Genomic DNA, 17034 nt, shown 5'->3' with positions numbered 1-17034 from the left:
AAGCCGTGGTGGGGGTCCGGGTTTCCCGGGCCCCCACCACCGGCGCCCACCTCGTTTGGAAGGCAAAACGTGCTCACGTACATCCTCAGGCGGTCGGCTCTCGCCCTGAGCGTCATCATGGCCACCCTGGTCTCGGCGTTCCTGCTGTTCTTCGCGGGCCCGTCCGACCCGGCACAGGCCATGTGCCCCGAGACCAAGTGCAACCCCGCGCGGCTCGAGGCCATCACCAAGAGCATCGGGCTGGACAAGCCCCTCATCGAGCAGTTCCTCACCTACTTCAAGGGACTCTTCGTCGGCCGCGACTTCGTCTACGCAGGCGACACCGTGCACTGCGGCGCCCCGTGCCTGGGCTTCTCGTTCGTGACGCGTCGATCCGTCAACGAGGAGCTCTTCACCCGCTTCCCGAACACCGTCGTGCTGGCCCTGATGGCCGCCGTCGTGTTCGTGACCGTGGGCGTGACGCTCGGCATCATCGCGGCGGTCCGCCGCGGTTCCGCGACCGACCGCGGGCTCGTCGGCGCCTCCCAGGTGCTCGGCTCGATCCCGTACTACGTCCTCGCGCTCCTCGTCGCGCTCTACCCGGTCATCCTGTGGAACGTCCTTCCGCAGTACTCCGCGATATCCGCAGGAGTCGGCCCCTACTTCGCGGGCATGCTGGCTCCGGCGTTGATCCTCGGGCTCGTCACGGCGTCGTCGTACGTCCGCTACACCCGCAACTCGATGATCGAGACGCTGTCGATGGACTACATCCGTACGGCACGGTCCAAGGGCATCCACGAGCGCACGGTCCTGTTCAAGCACGGCTTCCGCGCCGCGATGAGCCCGATCGCCACGATCCTGGGCCTCGACATCGCCGCGCTGCTGACCGGCACGCTCATCACCGAGCAGATCTTCGGTGTCGACGGCATCGGCCGTCGCGGCCTCGCGGCCCTCAGGTCCTTCGACCTGCCCGTCATCATGGGCACCGTGCTCATCGGAGCCGTCGTCGTCGTGGTCATGAACCTCGTCGTCGACATCGCGTACTCCTTCATCGACCCGCGAGTGAGGCTTTCGTGACCGCGACCGTCAACACCATCTCGACCCAGACCACAGAAGCCCGCAACGCCGGCGACGTCGTCCTCGACGTCAACGACCTCTCGGTGGCCTTCCCCACCGAGGAGGGGGTGGTCAAGGCCGTCTCCAACCTGACCTACCAGGCCCGCCTGGGCCGCACGCTCGCCATCGTCGGCGAGTCCGGCTCCGGCAAGTCGGTCAGCAGCATGGCGGTGCTCGGCCTGCACAACCCCAAGCGCACCCAGATCACCGGCAGCATCAAGCTCGACGGCCTCGAGCTCGTCGGTGCACCGGACTCGACCTTCCAGAAGATCCGCAGCACCAAGGCCGCAATGGTCTTCCAGGACCCGCAGAGCTCGCTCCACCCGTTCCACAAGGTGGGCCGACAGATCGCCGAGGCCTACCAGGCCCACAACAAGGTGAGCAAGCAGGTGGCCCTCAAGCGTGCCGTCGAGATGCTCGACCTCGTCGGCATCCCGAACCCGCAGCGGCGCGCCAACTCCTACCCGCACGAGTTCTCGGGCGGCATGCGCCAACGCGCGATGATCGCGCTCGGACTCGTCAACAACCCGAAGCTGCTCATCGCCGACGAGCCGACGACGGCTCTCGACGTCACGGTGCAGGCGCAGATCCTCGACCTCGTCAACGACCTCCAGAAGGAGTTCGGCTCGGCGGTCATCCTCATCACGCACGACCTCGCGGTCGTCGCCGAGACGGCCGACGACATCCTCGTGATGTATGCCGGTCGCGGCGTCGAGAAGGGCAGTGCCAAGGAGGTGCTGGCCCAGCCGTCGCACCCCTACACCTACGGACTGCTCCAGTCGCTGCCCTCGCACTCCGAGGACCTCGAGGAGCTCAAGGCGATCAAGGGCACGCCGCCCAGCCTGCTCAACCTGCCGTCGGGCTGCTCGTTCCACCCGCGCTGCGAGTTCAAGACGCAGGTCGAGGGCGACGCCTGCTGGACCCAGCTGCCCGAGTGGCGCCCCACGCCGGGCCTGTCCAACCGTGAGATCCGCTGCCACCTGGCCGACCCCGTGGCCACGCTGCAGCACGACGAGGGAGTCCGATGAGCGACAAGACGCTGCTCAAGGTCACCGACCTCCAGCGCCACTTCCCGTTCCGCGAGGTCCAGGGCCTGCGCATGGTCAAGGCGACGGTCAAGGCCGTCGACGGGATCAGCTTCACGGTCAACGAGGGCCAGACCCTCGGACTCGTGGGAGAGTCCGGCTGCGGCAAGTCGACGACCTCCCGGCTCGTGACGCGGCTCGACGAGCCCACCGGCGGCACCGTCGAGTTCGAGGGGCGCGACATCACGCACCTCAAGGAGCACGAGCTGCGCGACATCCGTCGCAACGTGCAGATGATCTTCCAGGACCCCTACTCCTCGCTCAACCCGAGGCAGACGGTCGGGGCGATCCTCAGCACGCCGCTGCGCGTGCACGGCCTGCACAAGGGCAAGGAGAAGGCTCGCGTGCAGGAGCTGCTCGAGCTCGTCGGCCTCAACCCGGAGCACATCAACCGCTACCCGTCGGAGTTCTCGGGCGGCCAGCGCCAGCGCATCGGCATCGCGCGGGCCCTCGCGGTCGAGCCGAAGCTGATCATCGCCGACGAGCCGGTGTCGGCCCTCGACGTGTCGATCCAGGCGCAGGTGATGAACCTGCTGGCCAAGCTGCGCAACGAGCTCGACCTCGCGTTCATCTTCGTCGCCCACGACCTCGGCGTCGTGCGCCACTTCTGCGACCAGGTCGCGGTCATGTACCTCGGCAAGATCGTCGAGTACGGCGACAAGAAGAAGATCTACGAGGCCCCGGAGCACCCCTACACCCAGGCCCTGCTCTCGGCGGCGCCCGACATCAACGTCGCGCGCGGCATCGCCCCCAAGGAGCGCATCCGCCTCGTCGGCGACGTGCCGAGCCCGATCGACCCGCCGAGCGGCTGCCGTTTCCGCACCCGGTGCTGGAAGGCGCAGGACATCTGCGCCCAGCAGGAGCCGCCGCTCGTCTCGGCGACAGCCGAGGAGTCGACCCGGACCTTCCGCGAGGGTGGCGTCCACCTCCAGGCGTGCCACTTCCCGGAGGTCAAGACCGACCTCGTCGCGGAGGTCGAGCACTCCGCCTGAGCACGGAGTGAGCGCCGAGGGCGCGACGCAGCACGACGTGTGCCGCTGGGCCGGCTCCCGCACGGGGGGGCCGGCCCGGCGGCATACCCCGGCAAAGGTGGTGGGACGAGTCTCACGCGGTCCGTTAGGGTTGAAGCACCTCGGCGCGAGTGTGCGCCGACGACCGAAGGACGATGACCGTGGCCCACAAGGGACCCAGGCCGACCCGGAGCGGCGGCCTGCAGCCGGCGAGGCGAGCTCCCCGGGGGTCAGCCGCGCCCGAGTGAGGCGCCTCGCTGACCCCGCCCCGCCCGCCCGCGCCCGCACGCGCGACGGGCTCCCGCAGACCACACCCGTCGACCCCAAGGACTCATCATGGAAACCGCTGAGATCAGGCGTCGTTGGCTCTCGTACTTCGGCAGCCGCGGCCACACCGTCGTGCCGAGCGCCCCGCTCGTGCACGAGGACCCGAACCTGCTGTTCGTCAACGCCGGCATGGTCCCTTTCAAGCCGTACTTCCTCGGTCAGGAGACCCCGCAGTTCTCGCGCGCCACGAGCGTGCAGAAGTGCGTGCGGACCCTCGACATCGAGGAGGTCGGCAAGACCACCCGGCATGGCACGTTCTTCCAGATGAACGGCAACTTCAGCTTCGGCGACTACTTCAAGGAAGGCGCCATCGAGCTGGCGTGGGAGCTCATCACCCGCAGCCAGGCCGAGGGTGGCCTCGGGTTCGACGAGAAGGACCTCTACGCGTCCGTCTACCACGAGGACGACGAGGCGATCGCGCTCTGGAAGAAGGTCGCGGGCCTTTCCGACGACCGCATCGTGCGCCTCGGGCGCAAGGACAACTACTGGAACATGGGCGTCGCCGGTCCCGGCGGCCCGTGCTCCGAGATCCTGCTCGACCGCGGCCGCGAGTTCGGCGCCGACGGCGACTGGGAGGCGGGCGACCGCTACCTCGAGTTCTGGAACCTCGTGTTCATGCAGTACGAGCTCGAGAACGTCCGGTCGAAGGAGGACTTCGACATCGCGGGCGAGCTGCCCAAGCGCAACATCGACACCGGCATGGGGCTCGAGCGCGTCGCGTTCCTGCTGCAGGGCGTCGACAACATCTACGAGACCGACGAGGTCTTTCCGGTCATCGCCGCCGCGGAGGACCTCACGGGCCGTCGCTACGGCGCCGACCACGAGGACGACGTGCGCTTCCGCGTCGTCGCGGACCACGTGCGCAGCTCACTCATGCTCATCGGTGACGGCGTCACGCCCGGCAACGAGGGTCGCGGCTACGTCCTGCGCCGACTGTTGCGCCGTGCGGTCCGCTCGATGCGCCTGCTCGGCGTCGACGCGCCGACCCTCGAGCAGCTGCTGCCGGTCAGCATGGATCGGATGAAGGCCTCCTACCCGGAGCTCGAGACCGACTTCCACCGGATCAGCCAGGTCGCGTACGCCGAGGAGGACGCCTTCCGGCGCACCCTGAGCTCGGGCACGACGATCCTCGACACGGCGGTGGCGCGGGCCAAGTCGTCCGGTGCGACGAGCCTCGGCGGAGCCGAGGCGTTCGCGCTGCACGACACCTACGGCTTCCCGATCGACCTGACGCTCGAGATGGCCGCGGAGCAGGGGCTGCAGGTCGACGAGCCCGGCTTCCGCCGGCTCATGGGCGAGCAGCGCGACCGGGCCAAGGCCGATGCGCGGGCGAAGAAGTCGGCGCACGGTGACACGAGCGTCTACCGGCAGCTGTCCGACACCCTCGGGCGTGACGTCGAGTTCACCGGCTACGACCAGACACTGACCGACACCCGCATCCGGGGGCTGATCCGCGACGGCGCCGTCGTCGACCGGGTCGGTCCCGGCGACGAGATCGAGGTCGTGCTCGACCGCACGCCGCTCTACGCGGAGTCCGGTGGTCAGCAGGCCGACCACGGGCACATCCGCCTCGCGAACGGTGCCCTCATCGAGGTCACCGACGTCCAGCGACCCATCACCGGCCTCGTCGTGCACCGCGCGACGGTGCTCGAGGGCGAGGCCGGCCTGGGCGAGGACGCCGAGGCCGAGGTGGACGTCGTGCGCCGCCGGTCGATCTCGCGCGCCCACACGGCGACCCACATGGTGCACCAGGCCCTGCGCGACGAGCTCGGTGACACGGCGACTCAGGCCGGGTCCGAGAACTCCCCGGGCCGCCTGCGCTTCGACTTCAAGTCGCTCCAGGCCCCCCCGGCCGCGGCGATGGGTGAGATCGAGGCGCGGATCAACGCCGTGCTGCTCGACGACCTGCCCGTCACGGCGGACGTCATGAACATCGACGCTGCGAAGAAGCTCGGCGCCATGGCGCTCTTCGGCGAGAAGTACGGCGAACGGGTCCGGGTCGTCTCGATCGGCGAGTGGTCGCGTGAGCTGTGTGTCGGCACGCACACCCCTCGCGTCGGCCAGATCGGTGTCGTCAAGCTGCTCGGTGAGAGCTCGATCGGCTCCGGCGTGCGACGCGTCGAAGCGCTCGTGGGTGCCGACGCGTACTCCCACCTGGCCCGCGAGGCCACGATCGTCAGCCAGTTGACCGACACGCTCGGGGTCCGCCGGGACGAGCTCCCCGACCGCATCGCGACCATCCTCGCACGGCTGCGCGACGCCGAGAAGGAGATCGCAGCCGTGCGCCAGAGCCGGGTGCTCGGGGCTGCGTCCGGTCTCGTCCAGTCGGCTCGCGACATCGCCGGCGTGACGTTCGTCAGCCACGACGCGGGCGACGGGGTCACCGGCGACGACCTGCGCAAGCTCGTCACCGACGTGCGGGGCCGTCTCGGCAACGACCGGCCGGTGCTCGTGTCGATGGCCTCCGTGGCGAACGGCCGTCCGGTCGTGATCGTCGCGACGAACGAGCGCGCCCGGGAGGCCGGGCTCAAGGCCGGGGCCTTCGTCAAGTCGGCCGCCCAGGCGCTCGGCGGCGGTGGCGGCGGCAAGGACGACCTGGCCCAGGGCGGAGGCACCGATGCGACCCGTGTCTCGGTGGCGCTCGGCACCGTCGAGGACCAGCTCCGAAACCGGAGCGCGTGACTTGACCGACCTCCGCACCCGTCCCGGTGCACGCGTCGGCGTCGACGTGGGCAGTGCCCGCGTCGGCGTCGCGGCGTCGGACGCCTCGGGAGTGCTCGCCCACCCGGTGCGCACCCTGCCCCGCGACGTCGCCTCCGACAGCGACGTCGAGGCCATCGTCGCCCTGACGCTGGAGCTGGAGGCGATCGAGGTCGTCGTCGGCCTGCCGCGGCTGCTGTCGGGCGACGAGGGCGAGGCCGCCCGCATCGCGCGCGACTACGCCGGTCGGCTCGCGGCCCGTCTGGGTACGGTGGGGGTGCGGATGGTCGATGAACGCTTGACCACCGTGGACGCACACCGCAGACTACGCGACAGCGGCGTCCCGGGTCGGGGGCAACGGGCCGTCGTCGACCAGGCCGCTGCGGTGCTCATCCTGCAGTCGGCCCTCGACACCGAAGCGTTGTCGGGCAGGCCGCCCGGAGAGACCGTCACGCCGGGGGGCAAACGGAAGAAGGAACGTCGCCGATGAAGGACCATCTCGAGGCATCGATCTTCGGCGACCACGAGGAGACCGTCGAGCACGTCGAGGAGACGCACGCCGCGCCCCCGATGAGCCGACGCGAGATGCGCGATCAGGAGCTCGCCGCTCGCAAGCGCAGCAGCCGTCGCGGCGGCAAGGGCGGCTCCTCCGGTGCGCCGAAGGGAAGGCCGTCCGTCTTCCGGCGGCTCGTCGTCATCGTGCTCGCCCTCGCCGTCATCGGTGGCGGCGTGGCCGTCGCCTACAAGGCGCTCAAGCCCGTCGTCGAGGGCTTCCTCGAGTCCAACGACTACCCGGGACCGGGCACGGGCGAGATCCGCGTGACCGTCGACCAGGGTGCGGGCGGCAGCGCGATCGCCAAGACCCTCGCCGAGCAGGACGTCGTCAAGTCGAGCAAGGCCTTCATCGAGGCCGCCAACAACGACCCGAAGAGCGCGGGCATCCAGCCGGGCGTCTACGAGATGAAGAAGCAGATGAAGGCGTCCGACGCCCTCTCGATCCTCGTCGACCCGAAGAACCGCCTCGTCACCCGCGTCACCATCCCCGAGGGGCTCTGGGCAACCGAGATCTACACCAAGCTCTCCACGTCGTCGGGCATCCCGGTGGCGCAGTACACCGCCGCGGCCAAGAAGGTCGACGAGCTCGGCCTGCCGCCGTCGGCCAAGGGCAACCTCGAGGGTTACCTCTTCCCGGCGAGCTACGAGTTCGGCCCGACGGCCACGGCGCTCGACCAGCTCAAGCAGATGGTCGCCGAGTCGACGAAGCGTCTGGACGCACTCGGCATCACACCCGACCGGATGGAGCGTGTCGTCACGGTCGCGAGCCTCGTCGAGGGTGAGGCCCAGCTCGACTCCGACCGCCCCAAGGTCGCCCGAGTCGTCGAGAACCGTCTCGCGGCCAAGATGTCGCTCGGTTTCGACTCGACGGTCAACTACATCTTCAAGAAGCGCGGCGTGCCGACCCAGGAGATGCTCGACAGCAACAACCCCTACAACACGCGCCGGTTCACCGGCCTGCCTCCCGGCCCGATCTCCAACCCCGGCGAGAGCGCCCTCGAGGCAGCAGCCAGCCCGGTGGCCGGACCGTGGCTGTACTTCGTGACGGTCAACCTCGACACCGGCGAGACGAAGTTCGCCGCGACGTACCAGGAGCACCAGCGCAACGTGGCGCAGTTCCAGAAGTGGTGCACCGACAACAAGGGCAAGTGCTGAGCGAGGGGCGCGGCGTCGCCCGACACTGTGCGGTGTGGGGCAGCCCGATCGGGCACTCGCTCTCGCCCGTGCTGCACCGGGCGGCGTATGCGGCCCTGGCCCTGCACGACTGGTCCTACGAGCGGCGCGAGGTCGACGAGGCCGGGTTCGCCGACGCCTTCGCAGGGCTCGACGAGACCTGGGTCGGCCTGTCGCTGACGATGCCGCTCAAGGAGGTCGCGCTGCGCGCTGCGACCACGGTGACGCCGGTCGCGGCGGCGACGGGGGCCGCCAACACCCTCGTGCGCGACGCCGACGACACGTCCGGTTGGACGGCCCACAACACCGACGTCCACGGCCTCACGACGGCGCTGCGCCTCGCCGGGTGCACCGACCCCACGAGCCTGCTCATCGTCGGTTCGGGCGCCACCGCCCGCTCGGCGATCGCGACGCTGGCACTTGGCGGGCGCGTCGTCCTCATGGTCCGCGACCGGGTCCGCCCCGAGACGCTGGCACAGGCCGAGGCCGCCGGACTGACCGTCGAGACCGTCGGACTGGGGGAGTGGGCCGCAGGGGCCGAGGTCGACGCCGTCGTCAGCACCGTCCCACCGGCGTCGGTGCCCGACCTCGACGGCTTCCCCGTCGCGACCCACCGATACCACCGCCCCGTCGTCCTCGACGTCGTCTACGGCTCGGGCGAGACGCGCCTCCAGCGCACAGCCCGTGAGCGTGGCTGGAGCGTCGCCGAGGGCACCGACATGCTCCTGCACCAGGCCACCGAGCAGGTACGCCTCATGACGGGTCACGACGCACCGCTCGGCGCCATGTCGGACGCCCTCCGGGTGGCGCTGCGCGATCGGCGTGACGAGCCGTGATCCCGCCGATGACGTGGGCCGAGGCCCCCGGTGCGCCGTGGTGGTTCGTCCTGGCGCTCGCCGTCGCCGGTGCATTCGTCGGAGAGGTGCTCCGACGCCGCGTCGCGACGGGTGGCTACCGGCTCGACGACGAGACGGGGCCGCTGCCGCGGGTGCCCTCGGTGGCCGTCCCCGTCGCGCTCGCCCTGCTCTGGGGGCTGCTCGGCTGGCGTTTCGGTCCGCTGTCGGACTGGGCGCTGACGCCGGCCTACCTCGCGTTCGCCTTCGTCGCGGTCGCCCTCGCCTGGATCGACGCCGACGTGCACCGCCTCCCGCGCGGACTGACGCGGCCGGCATACCCCCTGCTCGTCGCCCAGCTCGCGCTGGCGTCCCTCGCCTCGGGAGACTGGGAGGCGCTGCGGCGGGCGGCGATCGCCGGCGCCGTCCTCTGGACGATCTACTTCGTCCTCGCCCTCGTGGCCGCGCTGCTCGGCAGCGGCTTCGGCTATGGCGACGTGACGCTCGCCGGACTCGTCGGTCTCGCGACGGGTTACGTGAGCGTGTCGACGTCGCTGGTCGCGTCGTACGCCGCGTTCATCCTCGCGGGGGTCTACGGGCTCGTGCGGCTCGTCCTCCGGCGCGGCACCCGCAAGGACGACATCGCCTTCGGCCCGTGGATGCTGCTCGGCCTGCTCATCTCGCTCTTCGTCCAGATGCGCCCGCTCGTCTGACCGACCCGAACCCGAGGGAGCCGGCCCCGGCCCGCGGTCCCGCGGAGCGGGCGCGTCGGGGGCGACGACGGACCCCGTGGGAGGATCGGGTCATGTTGCGTTGGTTGACGGCCGGTGAGTCGCACGGTCCCGCACTCGTCGCCATGATCGAGGGGCTCCCCGCCGGCGTCGAGGTCGGCGCGAAGGACCTGCAGGACGCCCTGTCCCGCCGCCGACTCGGCTACGGCCGCGGCGCGCGGATGAAGTTCGAGCAGGACGAGGTCGAGTTCCTCGGCGGGCTGCGCCACGGCCTGACGCTCGGTTCGCCGATCGCGGTGCGCATCGGCAACAGCGAGTGGCCCAAGTGGACGACCGTGATGAGCCCCGAGGCCGTCAGCGACGAGGCGTTCGCCGCCTCCGACGACGTCAATGCCGAGAAGGAGGTCGCGCGCAACAAGCCGCTGACCCGCCCGCGGCCGGGTCATGCCGATCTCGTCGGCATGCAGAAGTACGGCCACGAAGACGCCCGCCCCGTGCTCGAGCGCGCGTCGGCCCGTGAGACGGCGGCGCGGGTCGCCCTCGGAGAGATCGCCGCCCGGTTCCTCGAGCAGTCCTACGGCATCCGCCTCGTCTCGCACACCGTCTCGATCGGGACGGCGGGTGTGCCCGCAGGCGCGGCCCTGCCGACGCCCGACGACGTCGAGCGTCTCGACGCCGACCCGGTGCGCGCCTTCGACCCGTCGGGGTCCGCGGCCATGGTCGCGGAGGTCGACGCGGCGAGGAAGGACGGTGACACCCTCGGCGGCGTCGTCGAGGTGCTCGCCTACGGCGTGCCGCCGGGCCTCGGCTCGCACGTCCACTGGGACCGAAAGCTCGACGGGCAGCTCGCCCAGGCCCTCATGAGCATCCAGGCGATCAAGGGCGTCGAGGTCGGCGACGGCTTCGAGACGGCCCGCCGTCGTGGCTCCGAGGCGCACGACGAGATGGAGATGGTCGACGGCGTCATCACCCGTCGCACCGGTCGCGCCGGTGGCACCGAGGGTGGCATGTCGACCGGTCAGGTGCTCCGCGTCCGCGCCGCGATGAAGCCGATCAGCACGGTGCCCCGCGCCCTGTCGACGGTCGACGTCGCGACGGGCGAGGCCGCCACCGCCATCCACCAGCGTTCCGACGTGTGCGCCGTGCCCGCAGCGGGCGTCGTCGCCGAGGCGATGGTCGCGCTCGTGCTCGCGCAGTCCTGCCTGGAGAAGTTCGGGGGCGACTCGGTGGCCGAGACGTCACGCAACCACACGGCATACCTCGACGGCATCCGGGAGGGGCTGCGCACATGGTGAACGACCACGTGACCCGACCGGTCGCCGTCGTCGTCGGGCCGCCCGGCGCCGGCAAGACCACGGTCGGCCAGGCCCTCGCGGCACGGCTCGGCGTGCCGTTCCACGACGTCGACGCGGCCATCGAGGCCGCGCAGGGACGCTCGATCTCCGACATCTTCGTCGACGACGGCGAGTCGGTCTTCCGCGACCTCGAGCGCGCCGAGGTGGCGCGTGCCCTCGCGGAGGAGCCGGGCGTCCTCTCGCTCGGTGGCGGAGCCGTCATGGACCCGCTCACCGAGGTGGCCCTCGCCGGCCACGCCGTCGTCTTCCTCGACGTCGCCATCGCCGACGCGAGCAAGCGGATCGGCTTCGACCGCTCGCGCCCGCTGCTGTCGGTCAACCCCCGCGCGTCGTGGGTGCGGATGATGAACGACCGTCGCCCCACCTACGAGCGCGTCGCGACCGTGCGCGTCGACACCGCGGGACGCACGCCCGAGGAGGTCGTCGACGTCGTCGTCGCCGAGCTCGAGGCGGCCCGCGCGTGAGCGGTGCGGCCGAGCCGACGACGATCCCCGTCGGCGACGACTACGACGTCGTCATCGGGTCCGGCGTCCTCGACCGGGTCGGCGACCTGCTCGGCGACGACGTCGAGCGCGTCCTCGTCGTCCACCCCCCGACGCTGCTAGAGCTGACCTCGTGTCTCACCGCGACCCTCGAGAGCCAGGGGTATGCCGTCCACGTCGCCGAGGTGCCCGACGCCGAGGCTGCCAAGACGGCCGAGGTCGCGGCAGCCCTCTGGGCCCAGCTGGGCCGGGCGGGCTTCACCCGCACCGACGCCGTCGTGGGAGTGGGAGGCGGCACGGTGACCGACCTCGCCGGCTTCGTCGCGGCGTCCTGGCTGCGCGGCGTGCGCGTCGTCCAGGTGCCGACGACCCTCCTCGGCATGGTCGACGCGGCCGTGGGCGGCAAGACCGGCATCAACACCGCCGAGGGCAAGAACCTCGTCGGTGCCTTCCACCCCCCGGCCGGGGTGCTCTGCGACGTCGACGTCCTCTCGACCCTGCCCGAGGCCGACCTCGTCGCGGGACTGGCCGAGGTCGTCAAGTGCGGCTTCATCGCCGATCCGGTTATCCTCGACCTCGTGGAGGCGGCCGTCGCCGACGACGCGGAGCAGGCGCGCAGCGCCGCCAACCCGCACCTGCGTGAGCTCATCGAGCGCGCCGTCCGGGTCAAGGCCGAGGTCGTCGCCGCGGACCTGCGCGAGAGCTCGCTGCGCGAGATCCTCAACTACGGCCACACCTTCGGCCACGCCATCGAGCAGGTGGAGCACTACTCGTGGCGGCACGGCGAGGCAGTCGGGGTCGGCATGGTCTACGTCGCCGAGCTCGCCCGCCTCACCGGTCACCTGACCGGTCCCGAGGGCGACGCGCTCGTCGCGCGACACCGCTCGGTCCTCGAGTCGCTCGGCCTCCCGACGGCGTATGCCGCGGGTCGCTGGGACGAGCTGCTCACCGCGATGCGACGCGACAAGAAGTCCCGCGGCTCGACGCTGCGTTTCGTCGTGCTCGACGGGTTGGGCCGGCCGAGCCGCCTGGCCGGGCCTGACGACGCGCTGCTCCAGGCGGCCTACGGCCTCGTGTCGCGGCGCCCCGACGCGAGGGCTCACTAGACTCACGGCCATGACGGCACCCACGGTCTTCGTCCTGTCGGGCCCCAACCTGAACCGTCTCGGCAGCCGCGAGCCGGAGGTCTACGGCTCCGACACGCTCGACGACGTCCACGCCGCGGTGCAGCGCGAGGCGCGCGAGCTCGGGCTCGTCGCCGACTGCCGTCAGACCAACCACGAGGGCGAGCTCATCGACTGGCTGCACGAGGCCGTCGACGTCGGCGCCGACGTCGTGCTCAACCCGGGCGCCTTCACCCACTACTCGTATGCCGTCCGCGACGCGTGTGCCGTCGTGACGACGAGCGGTCGCAGCCTCGTCGAGGTGCACCTGAGCAACCCGGCTGCGCGCGAGGAGTTCCGGCACACGTCCGTCGTCGCAGGCGTCGCGACCGGTACCGTCGCCGGCTTCGGCCTGCAGTCCTACCTGCTGGCGCTGCGCGCCCTCGTCTGACGCCACGGACGGACGCCCCGTCACGATGTGGTGACGGAGCCCGACGCTGGCGGTCCGGCTCGACTCCGGACGTCGTACGTTGCTGTCGTGACCCACGCAGGGCGGCGTGCAGCCAGCGGCGCGGCGCTCGTCGCCGCGGCTGCGCTGTCGGGATGCGTGCAGCCGGTCCGGCATCCGGCAGCGTCCCCGGCAGCGACCACCGTGGTGGTGCCCGGCTGCCCGCCGGTGGTGGTCACGCCGGTGCGGCGCGCACTCATCGACTTCACCGACTTCGTCGTGCACGACGGGGTCACCTACAGCTCGCGCCCTGATCGGCCGCAGGCACTCGCACCCGCCCAGCTCGGACCGGAGGTGTTCCGGGTCTCATGCACCTACTCGAGTCTCAACGAGCTCACCCAGTCCGAGCTGCCGGAGGCCACTGAGCACTCGGCCGGCTTCATCCCGGCCCGGTCACCGGTGTTCGAGCTCAAGGGATGGTCGGCGGCCTGTCGCCTCGCCGCCCAGCACGACGGCAGGTGGTACGTCTACCTCGCCACGGTCGACACGCCCGACGCCTCGCGGGTCAAGGAGTGTGCGCTCGTCTCCGGCCGGTGGACGCAGGACGCGCGTTCGTGATGCCCGGGACCGGTGTGCCCCACGATGACAGCCGCTCTCACAGCGGCCGCACAGACGGCGCAACGGCTCAGCACGGAGGCGGCTTCCAGAGTCTTCTCAGGAGGGACCGCCGGGTCCCGCGACGAAGGGGTCGGCCCATGGCACCGCGTACTCCCTCGGCTCCTCCGCACGAGTGGCTCGACGAGCACGGCAACGAGATCGAGGACCACGACCGGGGTCTCGTCTACGACCTCCAGACGCTCGTCGACCGGCGTCGTGCCCTGACCCTCTTGGGCGGTCTCGGGGTCGCCGGCGCGCTCGCGGCGTGCAGCACCGGGACGCCGTCCGCGGCCTCGACCGGATCGGCGACGAGCAGCTCGACGAGTGCGAGCACGTCCTCGGCGTCCACGACGAGCGCCGCAGCCGGGACGTCCGCGGCCACCTCCGGCGACACGGCCGACGCCGACCTCGTCGAGGCGCCGGACGAGACGGCGGGTCCCTACCCGGGCGACGGCTCCAACGGCCAGAACGTCCTCGACGACTCGGGCATCGTGCGCCGCGACATCCGCAGCAGCTTCGGCTCGTCGGCGACGACGGCCGAGGGAGTGCCCCTCACGGTCAAGCTGAGGGTGAAGGATCTCGCGACGAGCTCGGCGCTCGTCGGCGCCGCCGTCTACGTCTGGCACTGCGACCGCGACGGCAACTACTCGCTGTACAGCCGGCCCGCGGCCGACGAGAACTACCTGCGCGGCGTGCAGGCCACCGACGAGTCGGGCACGGCGACCTTCACGTCGATCTTCCCGGCCTGCTACCCGGGTCGCTGGCCGCACATCCACTTCGAGGTCTACTCGAAGGTGAGCGACGCGACGTCGAGCGGCCCCATCGTCAAGACCTCACAGATCGCCCTGCCCCAGGCCACCTGCGAGGCGGTCTATGCCACGACGGGCTACGAGCAGAGCGTCGGCAACCTCTCCCAGGTCAGTCTCCAGCGCGACAACGTCTTCGGTGACGACGGTGGCATCCACCAGCTCGCGACGATGTCGGGCAGCGCGTCGTCCGGCTACACCGCGGCGCTGACGATCGGCGTCTGAGCCGCGATGAGCCCGGGACGAGTGGGAGCCTGATCCGATGAGTGACAACGAGGAGCTCGTCATCAGCGCGATGGCGGTCAACGTGACGATCCCGGAGCCGCTGCGCTGGAACGACTCCCGCCGGGGTCAGGAGTTCCGGCTGGACACCCTCAACGTCCGGATGCTCCCCGACGGCCACCTCGCGGCCAAGGCGTACGGCCGACCCCTCGAGGGCGGGCGCGGGGCCTACGTGTCGTTCACCGTGCCGGACCGCCCAGAGCTCGCTGCACTCGTCGCGGCCGCCGCGGACCGGGCCGCTGAGAGGTGGGCGGCCCACCAGGGGCTCGGCTGAGCCGGCGTCAGGCGGCGCCGAGCGCCTCGGGGAGCGGCTCGGCGTGCACGATCGTCAGCTCCGAGACCGCGCGGGTCAGCACGACGTAGAGGCGCCGCAGTCCGGTGCGCTCATCGGGCTCGGCCGCGGCGATCGCGGCCGGCTCGACGACGACGGTGCGGTCGAACTCCAGACCCTTGGCGACGCTGGCCGGCACGACCTCGACCTGGTGGTCCTCGTCGTCGCCGTGGTCGCGGTCGAGCCGGCCGTGGGAGACACCGGCAGCCGCGAGGGCGGCCGAGACCCGGTCGACGTCGGTGTCCGGCGCGATGACGCCGACCGAGCCGGCCGCGCCCGCAGCGCGTTCGACCGCCCGCACGACCTCGACGTCGAGCTCGCCTGCCGCGGCGGGTCGGATCTCGAGCCGTCCGGGGTTGTCGCGCACCGACACCGGTGCGCCGAGGCCGGGCGCCATGACGGGCAGCAAGCGCGCGGCATACTCGATGACGACGGCCGGGACCCGGAAGCCGCGGTCGAGCACGACGAGGTCGTGGTCCTCCTTGCCGAGGTGACGCATGGCCTCGTCCCAGGACGCGGTCGCCCACGGCGTCGTGCCCTGGGCGATGTCGCCGAGGACGGTGACCGAGCCGGTCGAGCACCGCCGTCCGACGGCGCGCAGCTGCATGGGGGAGAGGTCCTGCGCCTCGTCGAGCACGACGTGGCCGAGGCTCGGCACGCGACGCAGCAGGTCGGCGAGCTCGTCGAGCAGCGCCATGTCGGCCCGCGACCAGCGGGCGGCGCCCTTGGTGCGGGCCGGCTTGTCCCACAGCAGCATCGACTGCTCCGCGTCGGTCAGGTCGTCGGCGGCAGCGGCCCGCAGCGCGTCCGCGTCGGACCACAACCGGTGCAGCACCCCCTGCGGGTCGAGCGCGGGCCAGACCGACGAGACGTACGTCTTGACAGCGGCCGACCGGGCCACGGCGTCCTGCACCCGGTCGTCGGGCGCCTCGCCGGCACGCTCCATCTCGAGCAGGACGTGGTGGGCGAGCCGCTGGGGGAGGAGGTCGCGTGCGGCGGAGTAGCGCACGCCGCGGGCGGCCAGCTCGTCGAGGATGTCGGCCACCTCGTAGGCCGGCACGCGCCACTTGCGCACACCGCGCGGCACGACGACGGCCTCCGTCGGCCGCAGGATGCTCGACCAGACGGCCCGGCGCAGCACCGACGCCAGACGGGGGTCTCCCTTGAGGGCGGCGACGTCGGCCGGCTCCTCGGCGCGCACCCGACCGTGGTCGAGCAGGCTCTCGATCGTCGCGTGGCCGACTCGCACCTCGCCGAGCGACGGCAGGACGGCGCCGATGTGGTCGAGGAAGGCGCGGTTGGGGCCGACGACGAGCACACCGGCGCGGTCCAGGCGGTCGCGGAAGGAGTAGAGCAGCCACGCAGCACGGTGCAGCCCGACGGCCGTCTTGCCCGTGCCCGGCGCACCCTGCACGCAGACGCTGACGGCCACGTCGCTGCGGACGATCTCGTCCTGCTCCGGCTGGATCGTCGAGACGATGTCGCGCATCGGACCGGTGCGGGGGTGCTCGATCTCGGCCGCGAGGAGCGAGCCTGYCGGCGAGCCGGACTGCTCGGGCTCGCGCAGGTGCTCGTCCTCGAGGGCGGTGAGGCGACCCCTGTCGACGCCGAACCGACGCCGCAGCACGACGTCCATCGGCTCGAGCGGCGACGCCCGGTAGAACGCGGTCGAGATCGGGGCGCGCCAGTCGACGACGACGGGGTCGCCCGCCTCGTCGGAGACGTGCCGTCGGCCGATGTGGAACTGCTCCGCCGGCCCGTCGGTGGGGTCGAGGTCGATCCGGCCGAAGAAGAGGGTCGTGCGCGGGTCGTCCTGCAGCGACGCGATGCGTCGGGCCAGCACCCAGCCGAGGACCTCGCCCGAGATCGCATCGCTCGCCTTCGACGCGTCGAGCGACTCCGCGAGCCGGCGCATCCGGGCCAGCTGCTCCCGCGCGTCGTCGAGGTAGGCCTGCTCCCGGGCGAGTTCGGAGTCGAGCGAGGTCACGCGCAGCAGCCTTCCGTGCAGGGCAGCACGCCGAGAAGGTGCGGACCCACCCGAACTTCGAGGCGGTGGCTGGC

16 protein-coding genes are annotated in these 17034 nt (G+C 71.5%); 15 read left to right on the top strand and 1 reads right to left on the bottom strand.

Going from position 1 to position 17034, the window contains the following annotated elements:
* Positions 1-69: 69 nt before the first annotated feature.
* The 15 genes from AB4Y83_RS07065 (at position 70) to AB4Y83_RS06995 (ending at position 14916) form a co-directional block, all read left to right on the top strand.
* Positions 70-1056 carry an ABC transporter permease gene (locus AB4Y83_RS07065; protein ID WP_442296403.1) on the top strand — a complete coding sequence of 329 codons (987 nt, stop codon included), beginning with the start codon at positions 70-72 and terminating at the stop codon, positions 1054-1056.
* On the top strand, positions 1053-2123 hold the full coding sequence (locus AB4Y83_RS07060) for an ABC transporter ATP-binding protein (protein ID WP_442273701.1): 1071 nt from the start codon (positions 1053-1055) through the stop codon (positions 2121-2123). Before AB4Y83_RS07065 ends, AB4Y83_RS07060 begins: the two co-directional genes overlap by 4 nt.
* Entirely contained in the window at positions 2120-3172 is a 1053-nt protein-coding gene (locus AB4Y83_RS07055; RefSeq protein ID WP_056776430.1) for an ABC transporter ATP-binding protein, read from the top strand. Before AB4Y83_RS07060 ends, AB4Y83_RS07055 begins: the two co-directional genes overlap by 4 nt.
* Positions 3173-3526: 354 nt before the next feature.
* Complete coding sequence (gene alaS, locus AB4Y83_RS07050) at positions 3527-6199, top strand: alanine--tRNA ligase (RefSeq protein WP_442296402.1); 2673 nt, start codon at positions 3527-3529, stop codon at positions 6197-6199.
* Position 6200: 1 nt separating this feature from the next.
* Positions 6201-6707 (top strand): Holliday junction resolvase RuvX, encoded by a 507-nt coding sequence (gene ruvX, locus AB4Y83_RS07045; RefSeq protein WP_442273699.1) that lies wholly within the window; start codon positions 6201-6203, stop codon positions 6705-6707.
* The gene (gene mltG / locus AB4Y83_RS07040) at positions 6704-7927 is read left to right on the top strand and encodes an endolytic transglycosylase MltG (protein ID WP_442273698.1); all 1224 of its coding nucleotides are present in this window, start codon (positions 6704-6706) and stop codon (positions 7925-7927) included. Before ruvX ends, mltG begins: the two co-directional genes overlap by 4 nt.
* Positions 7921-8781, top strand: a complete 861-nt coding sequence (locus AB4Y83_RS07035) for a shikimate dehydrogenase (RefSeq protein ID WP_442273697.1) — start codon at positions 7921-7923, stop codon at positions 8779-8781. Before mltG ends, AB4Y83_RS07035 begins: the two co-directional genes overlap by 7 nt.
* Positions 8782-8789: 8 nt before the next feature.
* A complete protein-coding gene (locus tag AB4Y83_RS07030; RefSeq protein ID WP_442296401.1) occupies positions 8790-9491 on the top strand; it encodes a prepilin peptidase in 702 nt (233 codons plus the stop codon).
* A 92-nt stretch (positions 9492-9583) separates the two neighbouring features.
* Positions 9584-10804 (top strand): chorismate synthase, encoded by a 1221-nt coding sequence (gene aroC / locus AB4Y83_RS07025; RefSeq protein ID WP_056776446.1) that lies wholly within the window; start codon positions 9584-9586, stop codon positions 10802-10804.
* A complete protein-coding gene (locus AB4Y83_RS07020; protein ID WP_056826926.1) occupies positions 10798-11328 on the top strand; it encodes a shikimate kinase in 531 nt (176 codons plus the stop codon). Before aroC ends, AB4Y83_RS07020 begins: the two co-directional genes overlap by 7 nt.
* The gene (gene aroB / locus AB4Y83_RS07015; protein ID WP_442296400.1) at positions 11325-12452 is read left to right on the top strand and encodes a 3-dehydroquinate synthase; all 1128 of its coding nucleotides are present in this window, start codon (positions 11325-11327) and stop codon (positions 12450-12452) included. The genes AB4Y83_RS07020 and aroB overlap by 4 nt, the downstream gene beginning before the upstream one ends.
* Positions 12453-12462: 10 nt before the next feature.
* Positions 12463-12900: a type II 3-dehydroquinate dehydratase gene (aroQ, locus tag AB4Y83_RS07010; RefSeq protein ID WP_442273692.1), complete on the top strand. Its 438-nt coding sequence runs from the start codon at positions 12463-12465 to the stop codon at positions 12898-12900.
* Positions 12901-12987: 87 nt separating this feature from the next.
* Complete coding sequence (locus AB4Y83_RS07005; protein WP_442296399.1) at positions 12988-13515, top strand: hypothetical protein; 528 nt, start codon at positions 12988-12990, stop codon at positions 13513-13515.
* A 137-nt stretch (positions 13516-13652) separates the two neighbouring features.
* Positions 13653-14585, top strand: coding sequence for an intradiol ring-cleavage dioxygenase (locus AB4Y83_RS07000; protein WP_442296398.1), 933 nt, complete (start codon positions 13653-13655; stop codon positions 14583-14585).
* Positions 14586-14622: 37 nt separating this feature from the next.
* Positions 14623-14916 (top strand): hypothetical protein, encoded by a 294-nt coding sequence (locus AB4Y83_RS06995; RefSeq protein WP_442273689.1) that lies wholly within the window; start codon positions 14623-14625, stop codon positions 14914-14916.
* Between the two features lie 7 nt (positions 14917-14923).
* Here the strand turns inward: AB4Y83_RS06995 and AB4Y83_RS06990 are convergent, their stop codons facing one another.
* Positions 14924-16960 carry a HelD family protein gene (locus AB4Y83_RS06990; protein ID WP_442296397.1) on the bottom strand — a complete coding sequence of 679 codons (2037 nt, stop codon included), beginning with the start codon at positions 16958-16960 and terminating at the stop codon, positions 14924-14926.
* Positions 16961-17034: the final 74 nt, after the last annotated feature.

Source organism: Terrabacter sp. RAF57 (assembly GCF_052113925.1).
Classification (GTDB): Bacteria; Actinomycetota; Actinomycetes; order Actinomycetales; family Dermatophilaceae; genus Terrabacter.
This window is presented reverse-complemented; position numbering and strand designations above follow the sequence as displayed.

Excerpts from the sequence above, each read along its gene's own strand:
- aroC (WP_056776446.1), top strand. The coding sequence starts at position 9,584 with ATGTTGCGTTGGTTGACGGCCGGTGAGTCGCACGGTCCCGCACTCGTC.
- alaS (WP_442296402.1), top strand. The coding sequence starts at position 3,527 with ATGGAAACCGCTGAGATCAGGCGTCGTTGGCTCTCGTACTTCGGCAGC.
- mltG (WP_442273698.1), top strand. The coding sequence starts at position 6,704 with ATGAAGGACCATCTCGAGGCATCGATCTTCGGCGACCACGAGGAGACC.
- AB4Y83_RS07000 (WP_442296398.1), top strand. The coding sequence starts at position 13,653 with ATGGCACCGCGTACTCCCTCGGCTCCTCCGCACGAGTGGCTCGACGAG.
- AB4Y83_RS07030 (WP_442296401.1), top strand. The coding sequence starts at position 8,790 with ATGACGTGGGCCGAGGCCCCCGGTGCGCCGTGGTGGTTCGTCCTGGCG.
- AB4Y83_RS06995 (WP_442273689.1), top strand. The coding sequence starts at position 14,623 with ATGAGTGACAACGAGGAGCTCGTCATCAGCGCGATGGCGGTCAACGTG.
- AB4Y83_RS07020 (WP_056826926.1), top strand. The coding sequence starts at position 10,798 with ATGGTGAACGACCACGTGACCCGACCGGTCGCCGTCGTCGTCGGGCCG.
- aroQ (WP_442273692.1), top strand. The coding sequence starts at position 12,463 with ATGACGGCACCCACGGTCTTCGTCCTGTCGGGCCCCAACCTGAACCGT.
- AB4Y83_RS07055 (WP_056776430.1), top strand. The coding sequence starts at position 2,120 with ATGAGCGACAAGACGCTGCTCAAGGTCACCGACCTCCAGCGCCACTTC.